25 protein-coding genes are annotated in these 23,945 nt (G+C 67.6%); 6 read left to right on the top strand and 19 right to left on the bottom strand.

What is annotated here, in order from left to right:
• Positions 1 to 38 precede the first annotated feature (38 nt).
• Positions 39 to 668, top strand: coding sequence for a glycerol-3-phosphate 1-O-acyltransferase PlsY (plsY, locus tag ACFOPI_RS05250; RefSeq protein ID WP_382171746.1), 630 nt, complete (start codon positions 39 to 41; stop codon positions 666 to 668).
• Complete coding sequence (locus ACFOPI_RS05255; protein WP_382171749.1) at positions 665 to 1,033, top strand: RidA family protein; 369 nt, start codon at positions 665 to 667, stop codon at positions 1,031 to 1,033. Before plsY ends, ACFOPI_RS05255 begins: the two co-directional genes overlap by 4 nt.
• Here ACFOPI_RS05255 and ACFOPI_RS05260 read toward each other — a convergent pair.
• Genes ACFOPI_RS05260 through ACFOPI_RS05270 form a run of 3 tightly spaced genes read right to left on the bottom strand, consistent with a single transcriptional unit; the run spans position 1,030 to position 2,832 of the window.
• Positions 1,030 to 1,692: a retropepsin-like aspartic protease family protein gene (locus ACFOPI_RS05260; protein ID WP_382171752.1), complete on the bottom strand. Its 663-nt coding sequence runs from the start codon at positions 1,690 to 1,692 to the stop codon at positions 1,030 to 1,032. The two genes, ACFOPI_RS05255 and ACFOPI_RS05260, sit on opposite strands and share 4 nt — an antisense overlap.
• A 26-nt stretch (positions 1,693 to 1,718) precedes the next feature.
• Positions 1,719 to 2,318, bottom strand: coding sequence for a hypothetical protein (locus tag ACFOPI_RS05265; protein ID WP_382171755.1), 600 nt, complete (start codon positions 2,316 to 2,318; stop codon positions 1,719 to 1,721).
• Positions 2,319 to 2,340: 22 nt separating this feature from the next.
• Positions 2,341 to 2,832 carry a YajQ family cyclic di-GMP-binding protein gene (locus tag ACFOPI_RS05270; RefSeq protein ID WP_382171758.1) on the bottom strand — a complete coding sequence of 164 codons (492 nt, stop codon included), beginning with the start codon at positions 2,830 to 2,832 and terminating at the stop codon, positions 2,341 to 2,343.
• Between the two features lie 39 nt (positions 2,833 to 2,871).
• Between ACFOPI_RS05270 and murB the strand changes: the two genes are divergently transcribed.
• Positions 2,872 to 3,936 (top strand): UDP-N-acetylmuramate dehydrogenase, encoded by a 1,065-nt coding sequence (gene murB / locus ACFOPI_RS05275; protein ID WP_382171760.1) that lies wholly within the window; start codon positions 2,872 to 2,874, stop codon positions 3,934 to 3,936.
• 124 nt (positions 3,937 to 4,060) lie between these two features.
• Here murB and argG read toward each other — a convergent pair whose 3' ends face one another.
• Positions 4,061 to 5,398 (bottom strand): argininosuccinate synthase, encoded by a 1,338-nt coding sequence (gene argG, locus ACFOPI_RS05280; protein WP_382171763.1) that lies wholly within the window; start codon positions 5,396 to 5,398, stop codon positions 4,061 to 4,063.
• 38 nt (positions 5,399 to 5,436) lie between these two features.
• Positions 5,437 to 5,754, bottom strand: a complete 318-nt coding sequence (gene ppnP / locus ACFOPI_RS05285) for a pyrimidine/purine nucleoside phosphorylase (RefSeq protein WP_382171765.1) — start codon at positions 5,752 to 5,754, stop codon at positions 5,437 to 5,439.
• A gap of 148 nt (positions 5,755 to 5,902) precedes the next feature.
• On the opposite strand from ppnP, the gene ACFOPI_RS05290 reads away from it, so the two are divergent.
• Positions 5,903 to 6,820, top strand: coding sequence for a 3-hydroxyacyl-CoA dehydrogenase NAD-binding domain-containing protein (locus ACFOPI_RS05290; protein ID WP_382171767.1), 918 nt, complete (start codon positions 5,903 to 5,905; stop codon positions 6,818 to 6,820).
• 48 nt (positions 6,821 to 6,868) lie between these two features.
• Here ACFOPI_RS05290 and ACFOPI_RS05295 read toward each other — a convergent pair whose 3' ends face one another.
• The 7 genes from ACFOPI_RS05295 to ACFOPI_RS05325 all read right to left on the bottom strand — a co-directional run bounded on the left by ACFOPI_RS05295 (position 6,869) and on the right by ACFOPI_RS05325 (position 13,012).
• Complete coding sequence (locus tag ACFOPI_RS05295; protein ID WP_382171770.1) at positions 6,869 to 8,083, bottom strand: MFS transporter; 1,215 nt, start codon at positions 8,081 to 8,083, stop codon at positions 6,869 to 6,871.
• A 275-nt stretch (positions 8,084 to 8,358) separates the two neighbouring features.
• Positions 8,359 to 8,883, bottom strand: coding sequence for a carboxymuconolactone decarboxylase family protein (locus ACFOPI_RS05300; protein ID WP_382171773.1), 525 nt, complete (start codon positions 8,881 to 8,883; stop codon positions 8,359 to 8,361).
• Positions 8,884 to 8,886: 3 nt separating this feature from the next.
• Positions 8,887 to 9,900 (bottom strand): Bug family tripartite tricarboxylate transporter substrate binding protein, encoded by a 1,014-nt coding sequence (locus ACFOPI_RS05305; RefSeq protein WP_382171775.1) that lies wholly within the window; start codon positions 9,898 to 9,900, stop codon positions 8,887 to 8,889.
• A gap of 17 nt (positions 9,901 to 9,917) precedes the next feature.
• Positions 9,918 to 10,715, bottom strand: a complete 798-nt coding sequence (locus ACFOPI_RS05310) for an alpha/beta fold hydrolase (protein ID WP_382171778.1) — start codon at positions 10,713 to 10,715, stop codon at positions 9,918 to 9,920.
• Positions 10,712 to 11,545, bottom strand: coding sequence for a DODA-type extradiol aromatic ring-opening family dioxygenase (locus ACFOPI_RS05315; protein WP_382171781.1), 834 nt, complete (start codon positions 11,543 to 11,545; stop codon positions 10,712 to 10,714). Before ACFOPI_RS05315 ends, ACFOPI_RS05310 begins: the two co-directional genes overlap by 4 nt.
• A complete protein-coding gene (locus ACFOPI_RS05320) occupies positions 11,538 to 11,858 on the bottom strand; it encodes a subunit of meta cleavage enzyme (protein ID WP_382171783.1) in 321 nt (106 codons plus the stop codon). Before ACFOPI_RS05320 ends, ACFOPI_RS05315 begins: the two co-directional genes overlap by 8 nt.
• Positions 11,855 to 13,012: an alpha/beta hydrolase family protein gene (locus ACFOPI_RS05325; RefSeq protein ID WP_382171786.1), complete on the bottom strand. Its 1,158-nt coding sequence runs from the start codon at positions 13,010 to 13,012 to the stop codon at positions 11,855 to 11,857. The genes ACFOPI_RS05320 and ACFOPI_RS05325 overlap by 4 nt, the downstream gene beginning before the upstream one ends.
• 229 nt (positions 13,013 to 13,241) lie before the next feature.
• Here ACFOPI_RS05325 and ACFOPI_RS05330 point away from each other — a divergent pair, with 229 nt between their 5' ends.
• Entirely contained in the window at positions 13,242 to 14,372 is a 1,131-nt protein-coding gene (locus tag ACFOPI_RS05330) for an FAD-dependent oxidoreductase (protein WP_382171789.1), read from the top strand.
• 27 nt (positions 14,373 to 14,399) lie between these two features.
• On the opposite strand, the gene ACFOPI_RS05335 is transcribed toward ACFOPI_RS05330, so the two are convergent.
• From ACFOPI_RS05335 to cobA, 7 genes are all read right to left on the bottom strand, one after another.
• On the bottom strand, positions 14,400 to 15,410 hold the full coding sequence (locus ACFOPI_RS05335) for a helix-turn-helix domain-containing protein (protein WP_382171792.1): 1,011 nt from the start codon (positions 15,408 to 15,410) through the stop codon (positions 14,400 to 14,402).
• 93 nt (positions 15,411 to 15,503) lie between these two features.
• A complete protein-coding gene (locus tag ACFOPI_RS05340) occupies positions 15,504 to 16,316 on the bottom strand; it encodes an ABC transporter ATP-binding protein (protein WP_382171794.1) in 813 nt (270 codons plus the stop codon).
• A complete protein-coding gene (ntrB, locus tag ACFOPI_RS05345; protein ID WP_382171797.1) occupies positions 16,313 to 17,239 on the bottom strand; it encodes a nitrate ABC transporter permease in 927 nt (308 codons plus the stop codon). Before ntrB ends, ACFOPI_RS05340 begins: the two co-directional genes overlap by 4 nt.
• 21 nt (positions 17,240 to 17,260) lie before the next feature.
• A complete protein-coding gene (locus ACFOPI_RS05350; RefSeq protein ID WP_382171800.1) occupies positions 17,261 to 18,538 on the bottom strand; it encodes a CmpA/NrtA family ABC transporter substrate-binding protein in 1,278 nt (425 codons plus the stop codon).
• Positions 18,539 to 18,880: 342 nt separating this feature from the next.
• On the bottom strand, positions 18,881 to 20,164 hold the full coding sequence (locus ACFOPI_RS05355) for a nitrate- and nitrite sensing domain-containing protein (protein WP_382173062.1): 1,284 nt from the start codon (positions 20,162 to 20,164) through the stop codon (positions 18,881 to 18,883).
• Between the two features lie 123 nt (positions 20,165 to 20,287).
• Complete coding sequence (locus ACFOPI_RS05360; protein ID WP_382171803.1) at positions 20,288 to 20,983, bottom strand: substrate-binding domain-containing protein; 696 nt, start codon at positions 20,981 to 20,983, stop codon at positions 20,288 to 20,290.
• Between the two features lie 83 nt (positions 20,984 to 21,066).
• Complete coding sequence (cobA, locus tag ACFOPI_RS05365) at positions 21,067 to 21,909, bottom strand: uroporphyrinogen-III C-methyltransferase (protein ID WP_382171805.1); 843 nt, start codon at positions 21,907 to 21,909, stop codon at positions 21,067 to 21,069.
• Between the two features lie 267 nt (positions 21,910 to 22,176).
• Between cobA and ACFOPI_RS05370 the strand changes: the two genes are divergently transcribed.
• Entirely contained in the window at positions 22,177 to 23,874 is a 1,698-nt protein-coding gene (locus tag ACFOPI_RS05370) for a cytochrome D1 domain-containing protein (RefSeq protein ID WP_449272018.1), read from the top strand.
• Positions 23,875 to 23,945 lie beyond the last annotated feature (71 nt).

A 23,945-nucleotide genomic window follows, 5' to 3' on the forward strand; every position in this document is an offset into this window, starting at 1 on the left:
CGCGCCGCCGCAGCGCGGTGTCAACAAGGACGTCGAACGTGGAATTCCTGAACCCCACCATTGCCACCGTCGTGGCCTACCTGATCGGCTCGCTGTCGTTTGCCGTGGTCGTCAGCCATCTCATGGGGCTGCAGGACCCCCGCACCTATGGCAGCAAGAACCCGGGCGCCACCAACGTGCTGCGCTCGGGTAGCAAGAAGGCGGCCATCCTCACCCTGCTGCTGGACGCGCTCAAAGGCTGGGTGCCAGTGGTGGCCGTGAAATGGTGGGGCGAGGCCTGGGGCCTGGGCGATGGCACGGTGGCCCTGGTCGGGCTCGCGGCCTTCATCGGCCACCTCTGGCCGGTGTTCTTCCGTTTCGAAGGCGGCAAGGGCGTGGCCACTGCGGCGGGCGTGATCATCGGCTTCAACCCCTGGCTGGGGCTGGCCTCACTGCTGACCTGGGTGATCGTGGCCTATGCCTTCCGCTATTCGTCGCTGGCGTCCATGGTCACGGCCATCTTCGCGCCCACGTTCTTTCTGTTTGGCAACCACGTGGCGTGGACCGCGCCGTCGACCCAGGTGCTCGCGCTGGCGCTCATGGCCCTGCTGTTGATCTGGCGGCACGCGGAGAACATCAACCGCTTGCTCGCAGGCAAGGAAAGCAAGCTGGGAGCAAAAAAAGCATGAGCCACGACACCACCCGAGACATACAGCGCCACGGCATGGCCGCGCGCTACAGCGAAGCGGCCGTGTTCAACGGCGTGGTCTATCTGGCCGGCATGGTGCCGGAATGCGAGGCCACCGACATCCACAGCCAGACCGCCGACGTGCTGGCCCAGGTCGAGCAACGGCTCAAGGAAGCGGGCAGCGACAAGTCGCGCATCCTGCGCACGCAGATCTACCTGACCGACATCCGCGAGATCGGGGCCATGAACGAGGTCTGGGACGCCTGGGTGGTGCCGGGCGCCGCGCCACCGCGCGCCACGGTGCAGGCCGCGCTGGCCGATCCGGCCTGGAAGATCGAGATCGTCGTGACCGCTGCGCAGGTCTAGAAACGTTTCTCCAGCGTCAGCTGGTCGTTGTTCTTCTGCATCTGGAAGCGGTTGAGGAAGCTGTTGCCCAGCAGAACGAAGGGCATGGGCTGCGGCGAAACCACAGCGTCCACGTCGTAGGCCACGACATCGCCCACCCGCACCGAGGCCAGCCGGATCAGGTAGCCGGTGGACAGGCCATTGGCGGTGCTCATCTGGATGCGCCGCCCGTGGTCGTACTTCAGGTTGATGCGCTGCGCTTCGGCGGCCCCCAGTGCCACCGTGGTGGCGCCCGTGTCCACCATGAACTTCACCGACTTGCCGTTGATCTGGCCATCGGGCAGGAAGTGGCCGCTGGAGTCGGCGGTCAGCACGATGCGCTGCCCCCCGCCGTCCAAGCGTCCCTTGCCCACGCTCACTGGTGCCGCGCCCACCTGCAGCACATGCCGCTGCCCCAGGATATCCACAGTGGCCGAGTCGCCGTGCACCGACAGCAGCTTCACGCCCTGGTGGGTCTGTCCCGCAGCCAGGAACTTCGGTGCAGCGCCGTCGACCACGAGCAAGGCCTTCTGCCCGGACACACCAGACAGTGCCACCTGTGGAGAGGTCTGGGCAATTGCCTGACCCGCGAGCAGGGCCAGGAGCAGGGCGGTCGACGCTGCGTGAAAGGCTGGCTTCATCGACATGTGTCCCTGTGAGGTGTGTGTCAGCGGCCGCTGCCGACCGCCGAATAGATGTCGGTGTGGCGGTTGTTCAGGAAGGAGCGCAGCTTGACCGGAGCGCTCTTGCAGTTGTCCGTGTTGCGCGCCGCATCGTTGCCAGCCCGCGTTTGAAGGGACTGCTCCAGCAGGGCAACGATGTCACTGACGCCATCGGTGCGCTCGCGCGTGGTGGTGTACTTCTCGATCAGCCGGTCGGCGGTGCCGATCACGACCGCGTGCTGCTGGCGCCACTCGCTGTAGACCTGCTCGATGCCGGCCACATGGGTGGCTGCGTGGGTCTTGCAGAACTCGATGCCTTTGCGCATGCCCAGATCAAGCCCCGCGATCTTGAGCGCCGCCATCAGGCGGTCCTTTTCCTCGGGGGTCTTGAAGCGCTTGTCCAGCGGCTGGGTCAGATCGACCGGGGCGCTGTTGCCAGCCTTCGGCGCCTGCAGCGGTTGGCTGCCAGGACCACATTCGCTGTCCTGAAAAACCGTGGTGCCGTCCGGGCCCTTGCACTTGAACACGCCGGCGATGGCAGGCCCGCCGAGCACAAGTTGGAGCGCCAGGACCAGCGCTGGGACAGGGCGGAAGAGGCTGCGCATGAAGCGAGGGTCCCGGTGCCGCTCAGTCGCGGAAGTTGTTGAAACCCAGCGGCAGTTCCTTGAGTTCGCTGCGGATCAGGGCCATCGCAGCCTGCAGATCGTCGCGCTTGGCGCCAGTCACGCGCACCGCGTCGCCCTGGATGGCGGCCTGCACCTTCATCTTGCTGTTCTTGATGGTCTGCTGGATCTTCTTGGCGTCTTCGCTGGCGATGCCATTGCGCACCTTGACCACCTGCCTGACCTTGTCGCCGCCGATCTTCTCGACCTTACCGATGTCCAGGAAGCGCACGTCAACGTTGCGCTTGGTCATCTTGTTGCGCAGGATGTCCTCGACCTGCTGGAGCTGGAAGTCGGCGTCACCGAACAGGGTGATTTCCTTGTCCTTCTCCTTGAGCTCGATGCCGGCGCTGGTGCCCTTGAAATCGAAGCGAGTGCCGATCTCCTTGGCAACCTGGTCGACCGCGTTTTTCACTTCCACGAAATCGGCTTCAAGAACGGTGTCGAAAGAGGGCATGAGTGGAACTCCCGGATGCGTGAATGAGACAATCCGCGGATGTTAGTCGAGAACAATGTCGCCCTCCAGCCGATGAACACCTTCGGCATCGCCGCGCGCGCGCAACGCCTCGTTCGTCTGCGCTCCGTTGATGACCTGCTCGGTCTGATGGCGAGTGCCGATTGGCGGCAACCATCGGCGGAACACCCTGTGTTCGTGCTGGGCGGTGGGAGCAATCTCGTGCTGACGGGGGACCTCAAGGCCCTGGTGCTCAAGGTGGAGATCGCCGGGCGGCGGCTGGTCGAAGAGACGGCCCGGGGCTGGCTGGTGGAGGCCGGCGGCGGAGAAGGCTGGCACGACTTCGTCCGCTGGACGCTGGAGCAGGGCTGGCCGGGGCTGGAGAACATGGCGCTCATCCCGGGCACGGTGGGGGCAGCGCCGGTGCAGAACATCGGTGCCTACGGCGTCGAGTTGCAGGACCGGTTCCACTCGCTGGACGCGATGGACCTGGACACGGGACGGGTGTTTTCGCTGGATGCCGCCCAGTGTGGTTTCGGCTACCGCGATTCGGTGTTCAAGCACGCGCCCTCGGACGACAGGAGCTTTGGCCTGAAGGGCCGGGCGCTGATTACGCGCGTGCGCTTCTGGCTGCCCAAACCCTGGAAGCCGGTGCTGGGCTACCTGGACCTGGAGCGCAAGATGGACGAGACAGGCATCCGCCAGCCCGATGCGCGCCAGATCTTCGACTGGGTGGTGGCGATCCGCCGCGCCAAGCTGCCCGACCCGGCCGTCATCGGCAACGCCGGCAGCTTCTTCAAGAACCCGACGGTGACACCCGAGCAATGCGCCGACATCATCGCGCGCGATCCGAAGGTGGTGCATTACCCAATGCCCGACGGCAGCATCAAGCTGGCCGCCGGCTGGTTGATCGACGCCTGCGGCTGGAAGGGCAAGACCATGGGCCATGCCGGCGTGTACGAGAAGCAGGCGCTGGTGCTGGTCAACAAGGGGGACGCCGAGCACCCCTGCACGGGCGGCGAGGTGATGACCCTGGCCAAGGCGATCCAGACCAGCGTGTACGAGCGCTTTGGCATCCGGCTGGAGCCGGAGCCTGTCGTCCTCTGAGGGCAAGCGAAAGCGGCGCAACACCCGGGTAGGTGCTGCGCCGCTCATGTCCCCCGGTTCCGGCGATGCCGGAACCTCCTCCTTTACTTCGCTATGCAGCACCCACCCGGGTGCCGCACCGCTTTCACTTGCCGCCTTCGAGCTTGAAGATCTCCGCGGTGCCGTCGCCCATCGACAGCAGGCCGGTGTGGGCGTAGATGCCCAGCTTGGCGCGGGTGTCGGTGATGTCCAGGTTGCGCATGGTCAGTTGGCCGATGCGGTCCAGCGGGCTGAACGGCGCGTCTTCCACCTTCTCCATGCTCAGGCGCTCGGGCGCGTAGGTCAGGTTGGGCGACTCGGTGTTGAGGATGGAGTAGTCGTTGCCGCGGCGCAGTTCCAGCGTCACTTCACCGGTCACGGCGCGGGCCACCCAGCGCTGGGCGGTTTCGCGCAGCATGATGGACTGCGGGTCGAACCAGCGGCCCTGGTAGAGCAGGCGGCCGAGCTTGAGGCCGTTGATGCGGTACTGCTCGATCGTGTCTTCGTTGTGGATGCCGGTGACCAGGCGCTCGTAGGCGATGTGCAGCAGCGCCATGCCGGGGGCTTCGTAGATGCCGCGGCTCTTGGCTTCGATGATGCGGTTCTCGATCTGGTCGCTCATGCCCAGGCCATGACGGCCGCCGATTTCGTTGGCCTTGAGGAACAGGTCCACCGGCGAGTCGAACGTTTGGCCGTTCAGGGCGACTGGCTGGCCTTCCTCGAAGCGGATGGTGACTTCTTCGGCCTTCACCTCGACTTCCGGCTTCCAGAACGCCACGCCCATGATGGGGTTGACGATGCGGATGCCGCTGTTGAGGTGCTCCAGGTCCTTGGCCTCGTGCGTGGCTCCCAGCATGTTGCTGTCGGTGCTGTAGGCCTTCTCGACCGACATCTTGTAGTCGAAGCCATTGGCGATCAAGAACTCGCTCATTTCCTTGCGGCCGCCCAGCTCGTCGATGAAGCGCTGGTCCAGCCAGGGCTTATAGATTTTCAGGCTGGGGTTGGTCAGCAGGCCGTAGCGGTAGAAGCGCTCGATGTCGTTGCCCTTGAAGGTGCTGCCGTCGCCCCAGATGTGGACGTCGTCTTCCTTCATGGCGGCCACCAGCATGGTGCCGGTGACGGCGCGGCCCAGCGGGGTGGTGTTGAAGTAGGTGATGCCGCCGGTGCTGATGTGGAAGGCGCCGCACTGGATGGCAGCGATGCCTTCGTGCGCCAGCTGCAGGCGGCAGTCCACCAGCCGGGCTTTTTCAGCGCCGTATGCCATGGCCTTGCGCGGAATCTCTTCGTAGTCCGACTCGTCGGGCTGGCCCAGGTTGGCGGTGTAGGCGTAGGGCAGGGCGCCCTTCTGCTTCATCCACAGCAGGGCGGCGGAGGTGTCCAGGCCGCCGGAGAAGGCGATGCCGACTTTCTGCTGGGCGGGCAGGTTCTGGAGGATGGTGGCCATGTGTGTGCTCTCGTGCTCTCGTTTGAATCAGCCGCGGATCAACCGAAATGGCAGATGTAGTGGTAGGCCTCGGTCACGCGGATCTCGAAGCTGCTGTTCCCGGGCACGCTGAACTGCTCGCCCGGGCCGGACTTGAGCCAGGCGTCGGTGCCGGCCAGCTTGTATTCGCAGCCGCCGGCCACGCATTCCATGATCTCGGGCGCGCCGGTGTTGAACGTCAGGGTGGCGGGCAGCACCACACCCACAGACTTCTTGGTTCCGTCAGGAAAAGTGATGCCGTGGCTGACGCACTTGCCGTCAAAGTAGACATTGGCCTGTGTGGTGACGGCGACGCCGTCGATGCGCGAGGTGGTCATGAGGATGGTCCGGAAAAAGAAACGGGCGCCGAACGGCGCCCGGGCAACCAGCGATTTTAGAGGACCGCGCTCAGCACGCCCGCCGTGCCGCCGGCTGGACGAATCTGCCGGTATTCTGTCCAGTCCGCCCCAACCAAAGCCTCAGCGCATGAACAACACCATCGTGATCATCGGTTCCGGCCACATGGGCGCCGGCATCGCTGCCATCTTCAGTGCCGCTGGTCACCCCGTGGTACTGCTCGGCCGCGATATGCCCAGACTGCAAATGCGGTGGCCTGCCATCAGTGCACTGGCCGCTACGCTGTCAGCGGCCCAGCCGACCGGCTCGCTGGTGGCCGCCGACCTGAACGCATGGAACGACTGGGACGGTGTGGCCCTGGTGATCGAAACCATCAGCGAGGACCTGGCCGCCAAACGTGCGCTGTTCGCAGATCTGGACCGCCGCGTGCCGCCGCACATCCCCATCGGCAGCAACAGCTCGGGCCATGGCATTGACGAAATGACCGAATGCCTGAGCACCACCGCCCGCATGCTCAACGTGCACTACTCCATGCCTGCACACATCGTGCCCATGGTGGAGGTGGCGCTGGGTTCCAACACGAGCCTGCCGCTGGCCGAAGGTGTGTGCCGCCTCATCCAGGCCACCGGCAAGAAGACCACGCTGATCAGGCAGTACATCCCCGGCCTGCTCATCACCCGCCTGCAACACGCGCTGATGCGCGAGGCCCTTTCGCTGGTAGACCAGGGCATCGTGACTCCTCAGGACATCGACGACGCGGTGCGCTTTGGCTTCGGTTTCCGCTTCGCCGCGCTTGGCCCCATGGCGCAGAAGGAGATGTCCGGCTGGGACACCCACGTCGCCTCCGGTGCCTCGGTCTATCCCAGCCTGTCCAATATCGACACCCCGCCGGCCTGCGTGGCCGATCTGGTGAAGCAGGGCCGCACCGGCATGAAGAGCGGCGCTGGGTTTGCAGAGTGGACCCCAGAGGCTGTGGCGGCGTTCAGGCAGCGCTACGACGAGCGCCTGCAGGCGGCGTATGCGGTGTTGTCGGTGGCGCCGGACTGAGGGGGCTTCACAACCCCGTCCGTCCGGGCCGCCGGTGAACCGGCGATGTCAGGCCGTGCGCGCCCGCCCACCCTTCTCCGCCCAGGTGCGCGTCCAGCGCACCTGCATCTTGCGCATCACCCCCAGCATCAGCAGCGAGAACACAGCCAGCACGATGAAGCCGGTGAGGAAGCTGTCGGTGTTCTGCTTGGACTGGCCCATGAGCATAGGCACCAGGCCGCCGCCCAGGGCCCCGATCTCTCCGATCATGGAGCCGGCGACGGCGGTGGAGGTGGGCCAGCGCAGCGGCACCAGCTGGAACAGCGCGCCGTTGCCCGCGCCCAGTGCAGCGAAGCACACGATGAGCAGCAGCGTGGTGAGCACGATGGACTGCGAGGACAGGCCCACGCCCACCAGCGCCACGGCCACCACCACCAGCACCACGGTCAGGGTGTTGACGCCGCCCCAGTGGTCCGAGATCCAGCCGCCGAAGACGCGCACCGCGGCGCCCATGAAGGCCGCGAGCATGGTGAGCTGGCCCGCTTGCACCTTGCTCACGCCGAACTGGTCGTAGTAGTAGGTGGGTAGGAAGGTGGTGATGCCGATGAAGCCACCGAAGGTGACGACGTAGATCAGGCTGAACACCCAGCCGTCTTTTTCCAGCAGGCAGGCCAGGTGGTCTTTCAGGTTGGCGTGTTCGTCGCGGTCGGGCGGCTCCTTGGCCATGAACAGAACCACCAGCATGGGCACGAAGGAGGCGAGGGCGGCGAAGCCGTACACGGTCTGCCAGCCGTAGCGCTGCGCCAGCGGCGGTGCAAGCAGGGCGGCCACGGCAGTGCCGACGTTGCCCGCACCCACCAGGCCCATGGCCAGTCCCTTGTATTTCGGCGGGTACCAGCCTGCGCCCAGCGACATGGCTACGCCGAAGCTGGCGCCGGCCACGCCCAGCAGCAGGGCCATCTTCAGCAGGTCGTCGTAGCTGTGTACGAAGAAGTACCCGAAGGCCATGGTCAGCGTGATCAGGCTCAGCTCGACCAGCGTGGCGGTCTTGCGGCCCACGTACTGCGCCAGCAGACCCAGGGGGAAGCGCATGATGGCACCGGCCACGATGGGGATGGACAGCAGCAGGCCCTTCTGCGCGGCGGTGAGGTTGAACTCCTCGCTGATGAAGGGGGCCATGGCGCCGTTCATCACCCAGATGACGAAGGAGAACATCAGGTAGAAGAAGGCGGCGAACAGCGTGGGCGTGTGGCCACTTTGGAGGAACGAGCGGAATCCGGCCATGGTGGTGGTCTGGTGTGGGCAGTCGGGGAAGGAAATCACCGCGTCCGCGGGTCGCCAGTGCTGGCGTGTGCGGACACGATGGTGCCGGGGCAGCCGCTGGCGCGGCGGGCACTGAGGGGGAAGGCCTTCGTCAGCCTTCGGCGTGGGGTCTTGCAAGCTTTGTGCCCGCCGCTGCTGCGACCCGATGCACCAGACTGGTGAGATTGGCGAGGACAAGAAGGGGCATGCGCCGCCGCATGCCCCTTCTTGGTCACTTGCCGACCGCCGCCGCGGCACTACGCCATGCGCATGTCGAAGGCGTTCAGCGTCATGGCCACCAGGCTGTAGTAGCCCACGATGCCGACCAGCTCGACCATGCCGCGCACGCCCAGCTCGCGCACGCCTTCTTCATAGAGGCCGTCACCGACGCGGTTGCTCTCCAGCAGTTCCTCTGCCACGGCATGGATCACCGTGAGCCGCGCAGTGGCCAGGCGCACCGGGCGCCGTTCGCGGATGTCCGCGATCTGGTCGGCTGAGAGCCCCGCCTGCTCGGCGATGGGCTCGTGGATCTGCTGTTCGCCGATGCAGCGGAAACGGGCCGCCACGAGCAGGATCAGCATCTCCGACTCCACCAGCGCAAACCCGGTCTGGTAGCGGCAGAAGGCACCTAGCTTCTCGGCATGCGAGGCCAGCGCGGGGCTGTGCATCCAGGCCAGGAAGGGACCGCTGAGGTTGCCCCGGGTCGCCATGATGGACCGGTACACCGCCCGCTGGTCTTCGTTCAGCCGGTTCACGTCCGGCAAGGGAAGGCGTGATTTCATGCGTCAGGTGGTGGAGGCGGTGAAGTTGAACGATTTGACGATGGGGCGCCACTTGTCGATGTCCGCCTTGAGGCGTGTCTCGAAGTCAGCGGAACTCGTCCATCGCAGGTCCAGACCGCGCTCTTCCATGGCCTTGATCAGCACTGGGCTGCTCAGCGCTGATTTGAGTGCCGTGCTCAGAGCGTCCACCCTGGCAGCGGGCGTCTTGGCGGGCAGGAAGAAGCCGAACCAGTCGTCGAGCACCACCTCCTTGAAGCCTTGCTCGGAGAAGGTGGCCACCGCGGGTGCAAAGCGGCTGCGCTTTTCGCCCGTGGTGGCCAGCAGGCGGCACTTGCCGCCGGCCACGAATGGGAGGAAGTCGCCCAGGGGCGCACACACCGCGGCGATCTGGCCACCGACCATGTCCTGGATCGCCGGCAGGGTGCCACGGAAGGGCACGTGGGTCAGTTCGGCGCCGGCCGAGCGGGCGGCCATGCTTCCCGCGAAGTGGGGCGTGGAGCCGGCAGCGGGCGAGCCGAAGTTGGCCGCGCCAGGGTTCTGCTTGCACCACTTGAAGAAGTCCGCCATGGTGGCCACATTGGCGGGCACCATGGGGCCGACCGCGAACGCCAGGTCGAACACCCCACCCATGGACACCGGCACGAAGTCCGCCACCGGGTCGTAGGGCAGCTTGGGGTAGGTGTGGGGAAAGATGCCCATCATGGGCATCGGCGTCATCAGGATGGTGTTGCCGTCCGCGGCGGCGGCCTTCACCGTCGACACCGCGATCTGGCTGGCCGCTCCCACCTTGTTCTCGACCAGCACGGTGCGCGCGTAGCCTGGGGCGATGGCTTCGGCCACTCGGCGCGCGAACAGGTCGACCAGGGTGCCGGGCGGGGGACCGACGACGATGCGCGCGAGCTCGGACGGCGCTGCGCCGCCCTGCGCGCGTGCCCAGGGCAGGCCGCCGGCCGAGGCCAGCGTGGCCGCCGCCAGTTGCAGGCAGCGGCGGCGGGAGAAGGTAGGGGGCTGTGTCATGGTGGTCTCCGTCGGTGTTATGGGAAAGCAGGGGGCTCCAGCGATTGCACGAGAAAGGCGCCCACGGTTTCCGTGAACGCCAGAGCTTGCTGCACGTTGCCGATGTGGCCGCAGTCGGGCAGCGTGGTCAGGGTGGCATGGGGCAGGCGGTCGGCCATCAGCCGGGCCAGCGCGGGCGGGGCAGCCGCGTCGAGCTCACCGGCGATCACGAGGGCAGGTGCGGTGATGCGGTGCAACTGGTCAAGGTGGTCCAGCCGCTGGATCGCGCCGATGGCCGCGGCATAGCCGTCGAAAGGGGTGGACGCGATCTGCTCTGCGACCCATTGCAGCGTCATGGGCGCCACCGCCGCGAAGTCGGGCGGGAACCAGCGCCCCAGGATGGCCGGGACCTGCGCGGCCATGCCCTCGTCGGCCGCCTGTTGCAGGCGGGTGCTCCACAGGTCGCGGATGGCGCGTTCGGTGCGGGCGCTGGTGTGCGCCAGCACCAGGGCCCGGGTGCGTTCGGGCCAGGCGAGCGCAAAGGCCTGCGCCACCATGCCCCCGAGCGAGAGGCCGACCAGGGCCGCGCGGTCCACGCCCAGGGCGTCGAGCACCAACCGGACCTCTTCGGCGTATTGGCCCAAGGTGGTGACGTCGGGCAGCACCGGGCTGCGACCGTGTCCGGGCAGGTCGACGCACACCACCCGGAACCGGCCGGACCACGCGGGCAGCTGCGGTTGCCAGAGCGCGCTGTGGGTGGCCAGCGGGTGCAGCACCACCACCACGGGCGCGCCGTCTGGCCCGTGCACGCGGTGGAACAGGCGGGCGGTGTTCATCTGACGCCTCCGGTGTGCCAGCGGCCGAGGCCGATGCCGGTGTACCAGGCCGGCACAGCCTTGTAGTACAGCGTGTCGAAGGCGGCGCCGTCGGCCACGCCATGGGCCACCAGCCAGGTGCGCACCTCCTCGGCGCCGTTGCCGGCCTCGTGCACGCGGTGGGTGGCGTGGTCCAGCAGGTCGGCGTCGTCACCGGCCGCCAGCAGGCGCAGGAACTCGCGGTCGAAGGCTTCGTTCACCAGGCCCATGCGGGGGGTGGCGATGTCGTGGCTCAGGCCGCCGGTGGCCAGCACCGACACCCGTTCGCAGCCGCTGTAGCTGCGCAGGGCCTGGCCCAGCAGGCGGCCCCACTGCAGCGCGCGCTTCATGGGTGGCAGCGGTGGCTGCACGCAGTTGATCAGCACCGGCACCACCACCACCTCGCGGGCGATGCCGGCCAGGTGCAGCGGCGCGAGCGTGCCGTGGTCCAGGGTCAGTTCCATCGAGAAGGCGGGGTCGAAGCCGCCTTCGAGCGCGCTGGTGATGAGGTGCCCGCCCAGCGGCACGTTGCCCCTCAGCTCGTGTGGGTCGATCTTGAGCCAGTGTTCCACCGGCGACTTCCAGCTGGCGGCGGCGCCGATGCAGACGGCGGGCAGGTTGTCGAGAAAGAAGTTGTGCACATGGTCGTCAGAGACCACGACCACCGCGTCCGGGCGGGCCTTCCGGATCTCCTCGCCCACCTGCCGGAAGCCGGCAAAGATGCGCTCGCGGTCCTCGTCCGGGATGGCGCCGGGGAAGTTGATCATCACCGGCGTGTGGCTGGTGGCGTGCACCGAGACGATCTCAGCCATGGGAGGCCTCCCCGTTCGCATCCTGGCCCACCGCGCGCAGCGAGGCGACGAAGGTGGCCTCGGAAATCTGCAGGCCCAGGCAGTGCGCGCGCAGCAGCAAAGGGTTGACGCCCGCAAGGTACATGGCGCCGATGTCGTTGTCCCGGATGGCGGCCTTCATGGGCGCGGCCAGCGGCACCTCGGCCATGTACGCGTCGGGGTCGGCCTTGTAGCGCTGCAGGTGGCTGTCGACATGGTGGATGTCGTAGAGCACGCGGTTCATCCAGTAGGCCTCGGCCGTCGGCATGATCTGGCGCCAGTTGCTTTGCGTCATGCCGTGCCCCGCTGGCGGAGCTGGCGCTCCAGCCAGTCCACGATGGTGGGCAGGGTCATCGGCGTGAGGCCCATGTGCCCCCCGGGGAACATGCGCACCGACTTGGGCCAGCCGTGGTCGAGCAGCAGGTGGATGTCGGCCACCGGGCACTGTTTGTCTTCCTTGCCGTTGACCAGCAGCAGCGGTGCGCAGGGCCGGTCCAGCAGGCCCTGGTCGAGCAGCGAGAGCCGCCCGAAACCAGCGACGTATTCGTCGTCGTTGGTGGCACCCAGCATGCGGCTGCGGGTTTCGACCAGCTCCATCAGATAGCTGTCCGGGTAGCGCGAGGCCTGCACCCATGACGGCTGGAACATGTGGTGCACGCCACCACCCCAGTTGACCGCGCCGGCCAGGGCATCGGGCAGCAGGTGCGCGAGTTTGGTGGCCCAGTAACCGCCGAAGGAGCGGCCGAGAACGGCCGGCCTGGCGCCGTCGAGGTCGGGCTGCGCAGCGATCCATTGCAGCGCAGCCATGAACTGGCGCTCGGCGTCTGGCACGCCCTTGACGGGCGACTCCCCCGTGCCGGCGTTGTCCATGGCCACCGTGGCCACGCCCCGCGCCAGCAAGGCGTCGGACGCGGCCGTCATCTGCTCCTTGCAGGCGTCCACGCCGCCCCACATCAGCACCACGGGCGGGCGGGTCGCGCCGGCCGGTTTGCGCACCAGCACCACCACCTGCGACCCCTCGCCAGGATGGCCGGCGAAGGGGATCTCGACCCGCTCGATGGGTTCGCGCCAGTGGCGGCTGCCGGCCAGGTAGGTCTCGCGCTCGGCCGCCGCGCAGCGCTCCTTGGCGGGGTGGTTGGGGCAGGGAAACCGGCCCATGAAGAACAGCCCGCTGGCCTTGCGGTACAGGGCCGCGGCCAGGCCGGTGTCACCGGCCTGTTCGGCCTGGGCGGCCTCGCTGCGCACGCGGTCGCCGAGGCCATACCAGTAGCCGCCCCAGGTGGCGCCGTCCAGACCGGGCACGCCGTCGATGAAGGCGGGGCCGTCGTCCAGGTCGAGTGCGTTCATCGGGTGGAAGCGGGAGGCCAGCCGCTGGTGCATCCATTGCTTCGACTCGTCGAGGGTCTTGGGGCGGTCGGCAACGTCAGCGACCGGTGCGGCGTGGCTCAAGGCGGGGACTCCTGTGGTGGGAAGGTTCTGGGTGGATCGTAGGAAAAAGGAACCCGCGATGTTGTTCTGTCCGTGTAGCGCCATTTGACTGGGCCTGCGATGCGTTTTGCCTGGGCTGGCGACAGTGCCCTCGCCGCATTGACGCCCCTCGAGCGTCCCACGCCTAATGCCCTAAAGGGCCTCCATCAGGGGGGCCAGTCACCTTTTCAGCATCCACCTCACGCACACCATGGGCACCTCATCCACACGCAGGGCATTGATCGTTGGCGGCGGCATCGCGGGCATGTCCACCGCCATCACGCTGGGCAAGATCGGCATGGCGGTGGACCTGATCGACCTGGACCCGCACTGGCGGGTGTACGGCGCGGGCATCTCGATCACCGGTCCCACGCTGCGCGCCTTCGGGGCGCTCGGCATCCTCGACGCCGTGCGGCGCGAAGGCTTCACCGGCGACGGCATCCAGGTGTGCGATGCGCAGGGCGCGCCGTCGCACGTGGTGCCCACGCCCATCGTGGCCGACGGCGACGTGCCGGGCTCGGGCGGGATCATGCGGCCGGTGCTGCACCGCATCCTGTCCGAGAAGACCCTGGCCAGCGGCGCGCAGGTGCGCCTGGGCCTGACGGTGGACCGGCTGGACTCGGACGCGGACGGGGTGACGGCCTGTTTGTCCGACGGGACCTCGGGGCGGTACGACCTGGTGGTGGGTGCAGACGGGGTGTTCTCCAAGGTCCGGCGCCTGCTGTTTCCCGAGGCGCCCGGGCCGGTCTACACCGGCCAGTGCGTTTGGCGCGTGACGGTGCCGCGCCCGCCCGAGGTGGAACGCCGCATGTTCTTTCTCGGCGGGCCGGTGAAGGTGGGGCTCACACCGGTGTCGCGCGACGAGATGTACATGTTTCTGCTGGAGACGGGGCCCAAGCGGCCCGCCCTGCCGGACGATCAGCTGCCGGGCGAGTTGAAACGCCTGCTGGCGGGCTACGGCGGCGTCCTGCGGGACGTGCGCGAGGGCCTGAATCCGTCGTCCCACGTGGTGCTGAGACCACTGGAAGGCTTTCTGCTGCCGCGCCCCTGGGAGAAGGGGCGCGCGATCCTCATCGGCGACGCGGCCCACCCGACCACGCCGCACCTGGCCTCGGGCGCGGGCATGGCGGTGGAGGACGCCCTGGTGCTGGGCGAAGAACTGGCCCGAAACGCGTCGGTCGAGGCGGCCTTCGCCGGCTTCATGAACCGGCGCTATGAGCGCTGCCGCCTGGTGGTGGAGAACTCGCTGGAGATCGGGCGTCGCGAGCAGTCCCGTGCGCCGATGAAGGAGCAGGCCGAGCTGGTGGAGCGCTCGCTGCGCATCCTCGCCGAGCCCATCTGAGGCCCGCGAGGCCGGGGCCGCTGCTGCTCAGTGGCGGGCCGCCGGCACCGCAACCGCCAGCTCCTGTGCCCGGCGGAACTCGCGCGGCCCGATGCCGAATTCGGCCTTGAAGGCGCGGCTGAAGTGCGAGACGTTGCTGAAGCCCCAGGCGTAGGCGATCTCGCCGATGGACCGGGACCGCAGGGCCGGCGCCGACAGGTCGCGGCGGCACAGGGCCAGGCGCTGTTTCCACACCGACTTCATCAGCGTGTGGCCGCCCGGCTCGTCGAAAAGCTCGTACACATGGCGCGGGGAGAGGCCGACGCCCCGCGCGATGGACAGCGCGCTGAGCTGGCTGTCCCAGAGGTGGTCGCGCACATAGGCCAGGATGCGCTGGCGGTGCAGTGCCTTCAGGCGCGAGGACGAGGCGCCTGCCTCGTCCTGCAACGTGCGCAGTGCCGGCGCCAGCAGGTGTGGCAAGGCCTCCGAGATGTCGTCGGCGGTCTCTTCACCGATGTCGGGCGACATGGCAAACAGCTGGTCCAGCAGCCCAGTGAACAGCGCGGCGGACTTCACGTCGGGGCGGATGGCCCGGGCGGTGAGCATGTCCCAGTGCGGAAGCACCGTGCGCAGGGCCTGGGGCTCCAGGTAGACCGAGTGCACCTCGCTGTCAGTGGTCTGGATGTGGAAGGGCCGCGATGGATCGATGACGAAGAAGTCGCCCGCCTCGATGCGGCTCTCGCGCCCGCCCTGCGCCACTACGGCGGCCCCCTGGCGGTGGCAGGACACCAGCAGCCGCGACTCGCTCGCGTGCCGGGTGCGGGTGGATGCGGTGGAGTGGGCCGAGAACCTCAGGGCGGCAAAACGCAGCTTGCGTCCGAAGTAGCCCCGCACCTCCGCCGTCAGAGGTGTGGTGGGCGGGCTGCTGATGGCCAGGTGCATGGAAAAAGTGGACTGCATCTCCTGCTGGAACCGCTGCGCCCGGAGGGGCTCAGGGGTAGCGTCCATCGTGAAATGGCAGGCTTTGCCGGGATCGGCGCTAGCGGTCGCTGTGGGCATGTTGTCTCCATCTCGTTTTTCTGCGGCTTCAGAGCCGGTGAGCCATTAAAGCCGATCAGAAAAACCAGACGGAGCGGTGGGTTGTGCCCGGCTTCAGGCGGCCTTTTCGACGTGCGCCTGGCGCGTGTAGAGGAAGTCGATCACCGCCTTGCGGTACTGCTGGTACTGCGGGTCGTCGGCCAGTGCCACGCGGTGGCGCGGGCGGGGCAGTTCGACGCTCAGCACCTCGCCGATGGTGGCGGCGGGTCCGTTGGTCATCATCACGATCTTGTCGGACAGAAGCACCGCCTCGTCCACGTCGTGCGTCACCATGACCACGGTGGCGTGGGTCTTGGCGACGATCTCCAGCAGCTCGTCCTGCAACTTGGCGCGGGTCAGGGCGTCGAGCGCACCGAAGGGTTCGTCCATCAGCAGCACCTTGGGCTCCATCGACAGGGCGCGGGCGATGCCCACGCGCTGTTTCATGCCGCCGGAGATTTCGCCGGGACGCTTCTGCGCGGCGGCGGTCAGGCCCACCAGGGCGAGCGCCTCCTCGGTGCGCGTCTTGAGCTGCGCCTTGGATTCGGTTGCACCGAACACGCGCTCGACGGCGAGGTAGATGTTTTCGAAGCAGGTCAGCCAGGGCAGCAGCGAATGGTTCTGGAACACCACGGCGCGCTCGGGGCCAGGGCCGGCGATCTCCCGGTCGGCGCACAGCAGCACACCGCTGGTGGGCGTGGTCAGACCGGCGATGAGGTTGAGCAGCGTGGACTTGCCGCAGCCCGAGTGGCCGATCAGTGCAACGAACTCGCCCTTGGCCACCGTGAGGTTGATGTCGCGCAGCGCAGGGAAGTTGCCCTTCTTGGTCTTGAAGGTCTGCTCGACGCCCTGGATGTCGATGTACTTCGTGTGGACAGCGGTGTTCATGCCTTCACCTCTTCATAGGTAAACAGGGAAGCCAGCTTGATGAGCGCGAACTCCAGCAGCAGGCCGACGATGCCGATCACGAAGATGGCGATGATGATGGACGACACGTTGAGGTTGTTCCACTCGTCCCAGACCCAGAAGCCAATGCCCACGCCGCCGGTCAGCATCTCGGCGGCCACGATCACCAGCCAGGCAGTGCCCACGGCCAGACGCACGCCAGTCAGCAGGTAGGGCAGCACGGCGGGGAACAGGATCTTGGTGAAGATCTTCCATTCGCTGAGGTTGAGCACGCGGGCCACGTTCATGTAGTCCTGCGGCACGCGCTGCACGCCCACCGCGGTGTTGATGACCATGGGCCAGATCGAGCAGATGAAGATGGTCCAGATGGCGGCAGGGTTGGCGCCCTTGAACACCAGCAGGCCGATCGGCAGCCAGGCCAGCGGCGAGACGGGACGCAGCAGGCTGATCAGCGGGTTGAACATGCGGCTGAGGAACACCGAGCGGCCGATCGCGAAGCCGGCGGGAATGCCGACCAGCGCCGCCAGCCCGAAGCCGATGGCCACGCGTTTGAGCGAGGACAGGATGTTCCAGCCGATGCCCTGGTCGTTGGGGCCATTGCTGTAGAACGGATCGGAGAACACCTCGACCGCCTGGGCCCAGGTCTCGGCGGGCTTGGGTATGCCACTGTTTGATGTGGACGCGATGGCCTGCCAGACCAGCACCAGAACCGCCAGGCCCAGCACGGGGGGCAGCACCGCCAGCCAGAAGCTGCGGAGATCGACCGCAGGCTTTTTCGGAGCGGGGGTCGCTGCGGCGGGCTTGGCTTGTGAGGCGGTCATGGCTTTGGCGATGTGCGAGGACGTGGGGCTGGCTGCGGGCGGGGCCGAAGCCTCCAGCGGCAGATGAAAAACGGCGGCGACCATGGTGGTTCTCCTGGTGAAGGGTCAGGCCTTGATGGCAAAGGAGTCGGCGTACTTGGCGGGGTCCTTGCCGTCCCACACCACGCCATCCATCAGCTTGCTGCTGCGCATCGGGTCCTTGGGCACGCTGATGCCCATGGCGCTGGCAACCGACTTGTACAGATCGACCTGGTTGACCTGCTTGGCGATGCCCAGGTAGTCGGGGTGGCTCTTGATCAGGCCCCAGCGCTTGTGCTGCGTGAGGAACCACATGCCATCGGACAGGTAGGGGAAGTTGACCTTGCCGTCGTTGAAGAACTTCATGTGGTTGGGGTCGTCCCAGGTCTTGCCCATGCCGTTCTGGTAGCGGCCCAGGATGCGCTGGTTGATCGCGTCCACACCGGTGTTGATGTAGGCCTTCTGCGCCACGGTCTCGGCCATCTTCAACTTGTTCTGCAGGCCGGCGTCGATCCACTTGCTGGCTTCGAGCACGGCCATCATCACGGCGCGCGTCGTGTTGGGGTACTTCTTGGTGAACTCGGCCGTGGTGCCCAGCACCTTCTCGGGGTGGTCCTTCCAGAGGTCCTGCGTGGTGTTGGCGGTGATGCCGATGCCGTCCATGATGGCTCGGTGGTTCCAGGGCTCGCCCACGCAGAAGCCATCCATGTTGCCCACGCGCATGTTGGCCACCATCTGCGGCGGCGGCACGGTGATCAGCTTGGCGCCCGAGAGCGGGTTGATGCCGGCGGCGGCCAGCCAGTAGTGCATCCACATGGCGTGGGTGCCGGTCGGGAAGGTGCCGGCGAAGGTGTACTCACGCGGGTTGGCGGCCATCACCTTGGCCAGGGACGGGCCGTCCACCGCGCCCTTGTCGGCCAGCGCCTTGGACAGCGTGATCGCCTGGCCGTTGTTGTTCAGGCTCATCAGCACGGCCATGTCCTTCTTGGGACCAGCCGTGCCCATGTGCACGCCGTAGACCAGGCCGTAGAGCACGTGGGCGAAGTCCAGTTCGCCGTTGACCAGCTTGTCGCGCACGCCAGCCCAGCTCGCCTCCTTGGTGGGGACGATGGTCACGCCGTATTTCTTGTCGAAGCCCAGCACGCTGGCCATCACCACGCTGGCGCAGTCGGTCAGCGGGATGAAACCGATCTTGACCTCGGTCTTCTCCGGCGCGTCGGAGCCGGCGGCCCAGACACCGCTGTGGCCCAGGGTGGAGAAGAAGGTGGCGGCGGCCGCACCCTTCTTGATGAAGTCGCGGCGCGAGCCACAGTCGGCGGCGGGCGCGGCGGCGGTCTCGGGTGTCGTGGCGCGGTGGTCGTTCATGCTCAACTCCTGTGAAGAAAAAACCAGAAAACGGAAACCGAAAAACAAAAACGGCGCCCATTCCAGGCCCCCCTGTCGGGGGCGAGAAATGGACGCCGTTGTCCTGAGTGTCCTGAGACGGTCGGGAGGGTGTGCCGCCATTGGCACGTCCCGTTGTCCATCCCTCAGCACGGACCGTGCCAGCTTGTGCTGGTTAGCTCCGGCTAAGGCGTAACTCTTTGAATTGGCTGCATTTTTCGAAGAACGCGGAGCAGGCTCCGTCGCTGGAAGGGGGCCGGGACGGCTTCAAACTGGTGCGCTGTTGTGGTGCGGCACAGCTTTTGTGCGCCGCAGCAGGGCGGCTCAGCGCAGACCCGGCGGCAGGATTTCGGCCATGGCCAGCACCGCCTGCGCCACGTCCACCAGGCGCCGGTTCTGGTTCATCGCCATCTGGCGCAGGGTCTTGTGCGCCTCGTGTTCGCTCAGCTGCCGGTGCGCCATCAGCAGGCCCTTGGCGCGCTCGACGATCTTGCGTTCGTTCAGGCTGGCGCGGACCATGTCCAGCTCGTCACCCATCTGCTGCAGGCGCAGCGCCTGCTCGTGCACCAGTTCGAGGATCGAGCGCTCCACCTGCGGGCCGTAGGCCTGCACCGGGTGCGCCAGGCTCACCGGCGGCGCGGGAACGGCGTGCCCCTCGTCGAAGAAGTCGCCGTGGTCCGGCAGGTCTTCGCCCAGCGACTCGGCGCGCTGCCACTTCTGGAAATCGGCCAGGTCGCGGGTGGCGGCCGCCAGGCGCTGGTGGCACAGGGCCTCCAGCTCGGCAGCCAGCGCGTCCTCTACCGTTTTCATGGTGTCCATGCGGGCGGTGCAGGCGTCGAACCAGATCTGGCTCAGGCCTGTGTCCAGTGGGCCGCCGGGCAGCGAGGTGGCGAGGATGCGGCGCAGCCGCTCCAGCGAGGCCTGCGTGTCGTGACGCTGCACGGCGGCCCAGGCCTCGCGAAGCGGCTCGCTGGCGAAGTCGGCGAACACCTGCAGGCAGCGCTCCTGCGAGTCGATCAGGTGCAGGAGGCGCTGCTGGCCGTCGGCCTGCGCGCAGCCCGCCGCAAACAGTGCCGATCCGGTGGCGCGCTCCTGGCCGGCGAACTCCTTGCCCTGGATGAAGTTGAACAGAGCCACCAGGCGGCGCGAGATGTCGGGGTCCGAGGCGCTGTCGGCGGCCTCGAACACAACGGCCAGCAGGCCGTTGATCAGCCGGATGTACCCGGCGGTGGCGCGGGCGGCGCTCCAAGCTTGTGTCTGCACGCGCTGGCGCAGCAACAGCAGGGCGTCCAGGCCCTGCAGCACGTAGGCGATGCGGCTGAACAGGCGGGCGCCGTTGCCGGCGCGCGGGGTCTCGGTGTCCAGGGTGTCGAAGGCGGCGCGCACCTCGGCCTGCAGCTCGTCGCAGCGCGCCACCTGCGCCAGGCGCTCATCGGCCCAGTACTGGCCCTGCGAGGCGAGATACAGGTTGGACAGGCCGCGCTCGCGCTGCAGCGCGTGGATGAAGCGGCCGGTGGCGTTGACCAGGGCACTGGTCAGCGCCAGCTGTTGCAGGCCGGCGATTTCGCAGCGCTTGGCGGCAATGAGGAAACAGAAGGCCGATTTCATGCCCTGGGGCGGCAGCAACATTCGTGCCGCCGAAGAATGGCCAGCGATCCGGCGCCGGGCCGCCCCAAGCCGGATCAGCCCCCCTGGGGGGCAGCGACCCGCGCAGCGGCGGAGCGTGGGGGGTTAAACGGCCTTCATGCCGTGCCGGCGCTTGAGGTCGGCGGTCTGCGGGCTGGACAGAAACGACAGGAACTTTTGTACGGCATCCGGCTGAGCGCTCACCGTGGCGCGCGCCGCCGAGAAGGTGGTGACGATCTGCACCGCCTCGGGCAGGCCGCCGATCACGTCGATGCCCGCCACGCCCGTCATCTCGCTGAGCTGCTGGAAACCCAGGGCGACCTCGCCCTTGGCAACCAGTGAACCCACCGAGGTGCCGGGCGGCGGCGTGACGATGCGTGGTGCGATCTGCTCGGCGATGCCCCAGCGCTCGAACAGCCTGGCCAGCTGCACACCGCTGGGGCCGGTGGAGTAGCCGAGCGTGGGCGCGGCGAGCACGGCGGCCTTGAGCGCGTCTTCGGTGGCGATGTCGGGCCGCGGGGCGCCGGCCGGCACGGCCACGGCCACGGCCGAATGCACCATGTCCACGCGGCTGTCACCGGCCACGTGGCCGCTGGCGGCCAGCTTTTCGATCGCGTCCGAGGCCAGGGCCACGATGTCGAAGGCCTCGCCGGCCACGACCCGCTTGGCCGCATCGACGCCGCCGACCGAGGTGACGGCGACCGCCACCTCCGGGTGCTGCGCCGAATACGCGGCCACCAGGTCGGCCAGCAGGGCCTTGGTGGCCATGGAAGAGATCAGGGTCAGGGACGTGGTCGGCATGGTGGCGGCGGGCGGGTTGACAGGGCCCGCCAGCGTATCAAAGCCGCTGCCGCCTGGCCCCTGGGGCGGCGTTCTTTCTGATATCAGGCCGCGGCATGGAGCTGCGCCAGCGGCGCCACCGCCACCGCCGCGGTCGGCACCAGCTGCGCACGCACCGACACCACCCCGCCGACCATGATCAGCGCCGGCGGCCGCACCTGGTGGCGCAGCGCCAGCGCGGGCAGCTCGGCCAGCGTGCCGGTGATGCAGCGTTCGTCGGGCAGGGTGGCTTTCTCGACCAGCGCGGCCGGCGTCTGCGGCGACAGGCCGTGGGAGATCAGCTGGCGGCAGATCTCGGGCAGGTTGTTCACGCCCATGTAGAGCACCACGGTCTGGCGCGGGCGCGCGAGCATGGCCCAGTCCATGTCCAGCCCCTGGCCGTCGCGCAGGTGGCCGGTGGCCAGCACCAGCGAGCACGCATGGTCGCGGTGCGTGAGCGGAATGCCGACCGACGCCGCGGCGCCCTGCGCGGCCGTGAGGCCCGGGACCACGGTGAACGGAATGCCTTCTGCGGCCAGCGCCTGGGCCTCTTCGCCGCCGCGGCCGAAGATGTAGCCGTCGCCGCCCTTGAGCCGCAGCAGCGGGCGCCCGCTGCGCGCCAGTTGCACCATCAATTCGATGATCGAGGCCTGCGGCAGGGTGTGGCGCGAGCTTTCCTTGCCCACATAGATGCGTTCCGCGTCGGGGCTCAGGTGTTCCAGCACCGCCGGGCTGACCAGGTGGTCGTAGAGCACCAGCCGCGCCGCCTGCAGCGCCTTCACCGCCTTCACCGTCAGCAGTTCCGGGTCGCCCGGGCCCGCACCCACCAGCGTGACCCTGCCCGGAGGCGCGTCGGAGCCGTCGGTGGCGGCAGGCCGCGCGGGGGTGATCAGGTTGACCAGGTTCATGGCTCGCTCCGTCGTGGGGTGGCGGCCCGGCTGCACCGCCAGACCGACCGTTGTTGTGAGGCCCATTGTTCGGACGCCGCGCGCGGCCGTCCTTGAACCAGTTCAAGGACAAGGCCTGCGCGCGGGCAGAGCATGTGCCTGCTCGCACCGGCCATGGACAGCAGCCAGGCGAGCGGGCACAGCGCCCTTGCAGGGACGGCCACTTCAAACGCTGATCCACGACGGAGAGAGAACACCATGAGATCCCGCACCACGATTCGCCTGACGATGCTGGCGATGGCGGCACTGATCGGCACCGGCGCGTTCGCGCAGGCGGCTGCAGACAAGAAGCTCAGCCCGGCGGAAGCCAACTACCAGGCCGGCGGCTCGCCGCTGGCCGGCGAGCCGATGTACCAGGCGACCAACCCCAAGGCGCCGCCCATGACGCAGGCCGAGTTCGACACCGCGCGCAAGATCTACTTCGAGCGCTGCGCCGGCTGCCACGGCGTGCTGCGCAAGGGCGCCACCGGCAAGCCGCTGACGCCCGACATCACCCAGCCCAAGGGCACGGACTACCTCAAGGTGTTCATCGCCTACGGCTCGCCGGCCGGCATGCCCAACTGGCAGACCAGCGGCGAGATGAGCGAGAAGGAAGTGGACCTGATGGCGCGCTACATCCAGCACGACGCGCCCACGCCACCCGAATTCAGCCTGGCCGACATGAAGGGCACCTGGAAGGTGATCGTCCCGCCCGAGAAGCGGCCGACGAAGAAGATGAACAACTTCAACATCACCAACATCTTCAGCACCACGCTGCGGGACACGGGTGAGGTGGCGCTGATCGACGGTGACACCAAGCAGATCATCAACATCGTCAAGACCGGCTACGCGGTGCACATCTCGCGCCTGTCGGCCTCGGGCCGCTACCTGTTCGTGATCGGCCGCGACGCCAAGATCAACATGATCGACCTGTGGATGGAGAAGCCCGACAACGTGGCCGAGATCCGCACCGGCCTGGAAGCGCGCTCGGTCGAGACCAGCAAGTTCAAGGGCTTTGAAGACAAGTACGCGATCGCCGGCACCTACTGGCCGCCGCAGTTCGTCATCATGAACGGCGACACGCTGGAGCCGCTGAAGATCGTCTCCACCCGCGGCAACACCGTGGACAAGCAGGAGTACCACCCCGAGCCGCGCGTGGCCTCCATCGTGGGCAGCCACTACAAGCCCGAGTTCGTGGTGAACGTGAAGGAAACCGGCCAGACCCTGCTGGTGGACTACTCCAACATCGACGCGCTCAAGGTCACCACCATCGGCACCGCGCGCTTCCTGCACGACGGCGGCCTGGACTCGTCCAAGCGCTACTTCATGGTGGCGGCCAACAACAGCAACAAGATCGCTGCGGTGGACCTGAAGGAAGGCAAGCTGACCCAGCTGATCGACGTGGGCAAGATTCCGCACCCGGGTCGCGGCGCCAACTTCAACCACCCGAAGTACGGCCCCGTGTGGTCCACCGGCCACCTGGGTGACGAGACCATCTCGCTGATCGGCACCGACCCGGTCAAGCACCCCAAGAACGCCTGGAAGGTGGTCGAGACGCTCAAGGGCCAGGGCGGTGGTGCGCTGTTCATCAAGAGCCACCCCAAGAGCAAGCACCTGTACTCGGACACCCCGCTCAACCCCGATCCGAAGATCTCGCAGTCCGTCGCGGTGTACGACATCGACAACCTGGCCAAGGGCTACACCGTGCTGCCGATCGCCGAGTGGGCGGGCATCAAGGACGACGGCGCCAAGCGCGTCGTGCAGCCCGAGTTCAACAAGGCCGGCGACGAGGTCTGGTTCTCGGTGTGGAGCGCCAAGAACAAGGAGAGCGCGCTGGTGATCGTGGACGACAAGACGCTCAAGCTCAAGGCCGTGATCAAGGACCCGCGCCTGATCACGCCGACGGGGCACTTCAACGTGCACAACACCCAACACGATGTGTATTGAGGGCACCCCCCTGCGCCGCTGACGCGGCTTCCCCCGTCCGTGGCGCGCCTGCGGCGCTTCGAGGGGGGACG

It is taken from the genome of Hydrogenophaga luteola, from assembly GCF_042648585.1.
GTDB lineage: Bacteria > Pseudomonadota > Gammaproteobacteria > Burkholderiales > Burkholderiaceae_C > Hydrogenophaga > Hydrogenophaga luteola.

Excerpts from the sequence above, each read along its gene's own strand:
- ACFOPI_RS05315 (WP_382171781.1), bottom strand. The coding sequence starts at position 11,545 with ATGGCTGAGATCGTCTCGGTGCACGCCACCAGCCACACGCCGGTGATG.
- ACFOPI_RS05355 (WP_382173062.1), bottom strand. The coding sequence starts at position 20,164 with ATGAAATCGGCCTTCTGTTTCCTCATTGCCGCCAAGCGCTGCGAAATC.
- ACFOPI_RS05360 (WP_382171803.1), bottom strand. The coding sequence starts at position 20,983 with ATGCCGACCACGTCCCTGACCCTGATCTCTTCCATGGCCACCAAGGCC.
- ACFOPI_RS05265 (WP_382171755.1), bottom strand. The coding sequence starts at position 2,318 with ATGCGCAGCCTCTTCCGCCCTGTCCCAGCGCTGGTCCTGGCGCTCCAA.
- ACFOPI_RS05270 (WP_382171758.1), bottom strand. The coding sequence starts at position 2,832 with ATGCCCTCTTTCGACACCGTTCTTGAAGCCGATTTCGTGGAAGTGAAA.
- ppnP (WP_382171765.1), bottom strand. The coding sequence starts at position 5,754 with ATGACCACCTCGCGCATCGACGGCGTCGCCGTCACCACACAGGCCAAT.
- ACFOPI_RS05290 (WP_382171767.1), top strand. The coding sequence starts at position 5,903 with ATGAACAACACCATCGTGATCATCGGTTCCGGCCACATGGGCGCCGGC.
- murB (WP_382171760.1), top strand. The coding sequence starts at position 2,872 with ATGTTAGTCGAGAACAATGTCGCCCTCCAGCCGATGAACACCTTCGGC.
- ACFOPI_RS05305 (WP_382171775.1), bottom strand. The coding sequence starts at position 9,900 with ATGACACAGCCCCCTACCTTCTCCCGCCGCCGCTGCCTGCAACTGGCG.
- cobA (WP_382171805.1), bottom strand. The coding sequence starts at position 21,909 with ATGAACCTGGTCAACCTGATCACCCCCGCGCGGCCTGCCGCCACCGAC.
- ACFOPI_RS05300 (WP_382171773.1), bottom strand. The coding sequence starts at position 8,883 with ATGAAATCACGCCTTCCCTTGCCGGACGTGAACCGGCTGAACGAAGAC.
- ACFOPI_RS05335 (WP_382171792.1), bottom strand. The coding sequence starts at position 15,410 with ATGCCCACAGCGACCGCTAGCGCCGATCCCGGCAAAGCCTGCCATTTC.
- argG (WP_382171763.1), bottom strand. The coding sequence starts at position 5,398 with ATGGCCACCATCCTCCAGAACCTGCCCGCCCAGCAGAAAGTCGGCATC.
- ACFOPI_RS05370 (WP_449272018.1), top strand. The coding sequence starts at position 22,177 with ATGCTGGCGATGGCGGCACTGATCGGCACCGGCGCGTTCGCGCAGGCG.
- ACFOPI_RS05255 (WP_382171749.1), top strand. The coding sequence starts at position 665 with ATGAGCCACGACACCACCCGAGACATACAGCGCCACGGCATGGCCGCG.
- ACFOPI_RS05310 (WP_382171778.1), bottom strand. The coding sequence starts at position 10,715 with ATGAACACCGCCCGCCTGTTCCACCGCGTGCACGGGCCAGACGGCGCG.
- ACFOPI_RS05260 (WP_382171752.1), bottom strand. The coding sequence starts at position 1,692 with ATGAAGCCAGCCTTTCACGCAGCGTCGACCGCCCTGCTCCTGGCCCTG.
- ACFOPI_RS05350 (WP_382171800.1), bottom strand. The coding sequence starts at position 18,538 with ATGAACGACCACCGCGCCACGACACCCGAGACCGCCGCCGCGCCCGCC.
- ACFOPI_RS05295 (WP_382171770.1), bottom strand. The coding sequence starts at position 8,083 with ATGGCCGGATTCCGCTCGTTCCTCCAAAGTGGCCACACGCCCACGCTG.
- ACFOPI_RS05340 (WP_382171794.1), bottom strand. The coding sequence starts at position 16,316 with ATGAACACCGCTGTCCACACGAAGTACATCGACATCCAGGGCGTCGAG.
- ACFOPI_RS05330 (WP_382171789.1), top strand. The coding sequence starts at position 13,242 with ATGGGCACCTCATCCACACGCAGGGCATTGATCGTTGGCGGCGGCATC.
- ntrB (WP_382171797.1), bottom strand. The coding sequence starts at position 17,239 with ATGGTCGCCGCCGTTTTTCATCTGCCGCTGGAGGCTTCGGCCCCGCCC.
- ACFOPI_RS05320 (WP_382171783.1), bottom strand. The coding sequence starts at position 11,858 with ATGACGCAAAGCAACTGGCGCCAGATCATGCCGACGGCCGAGGCCTAC.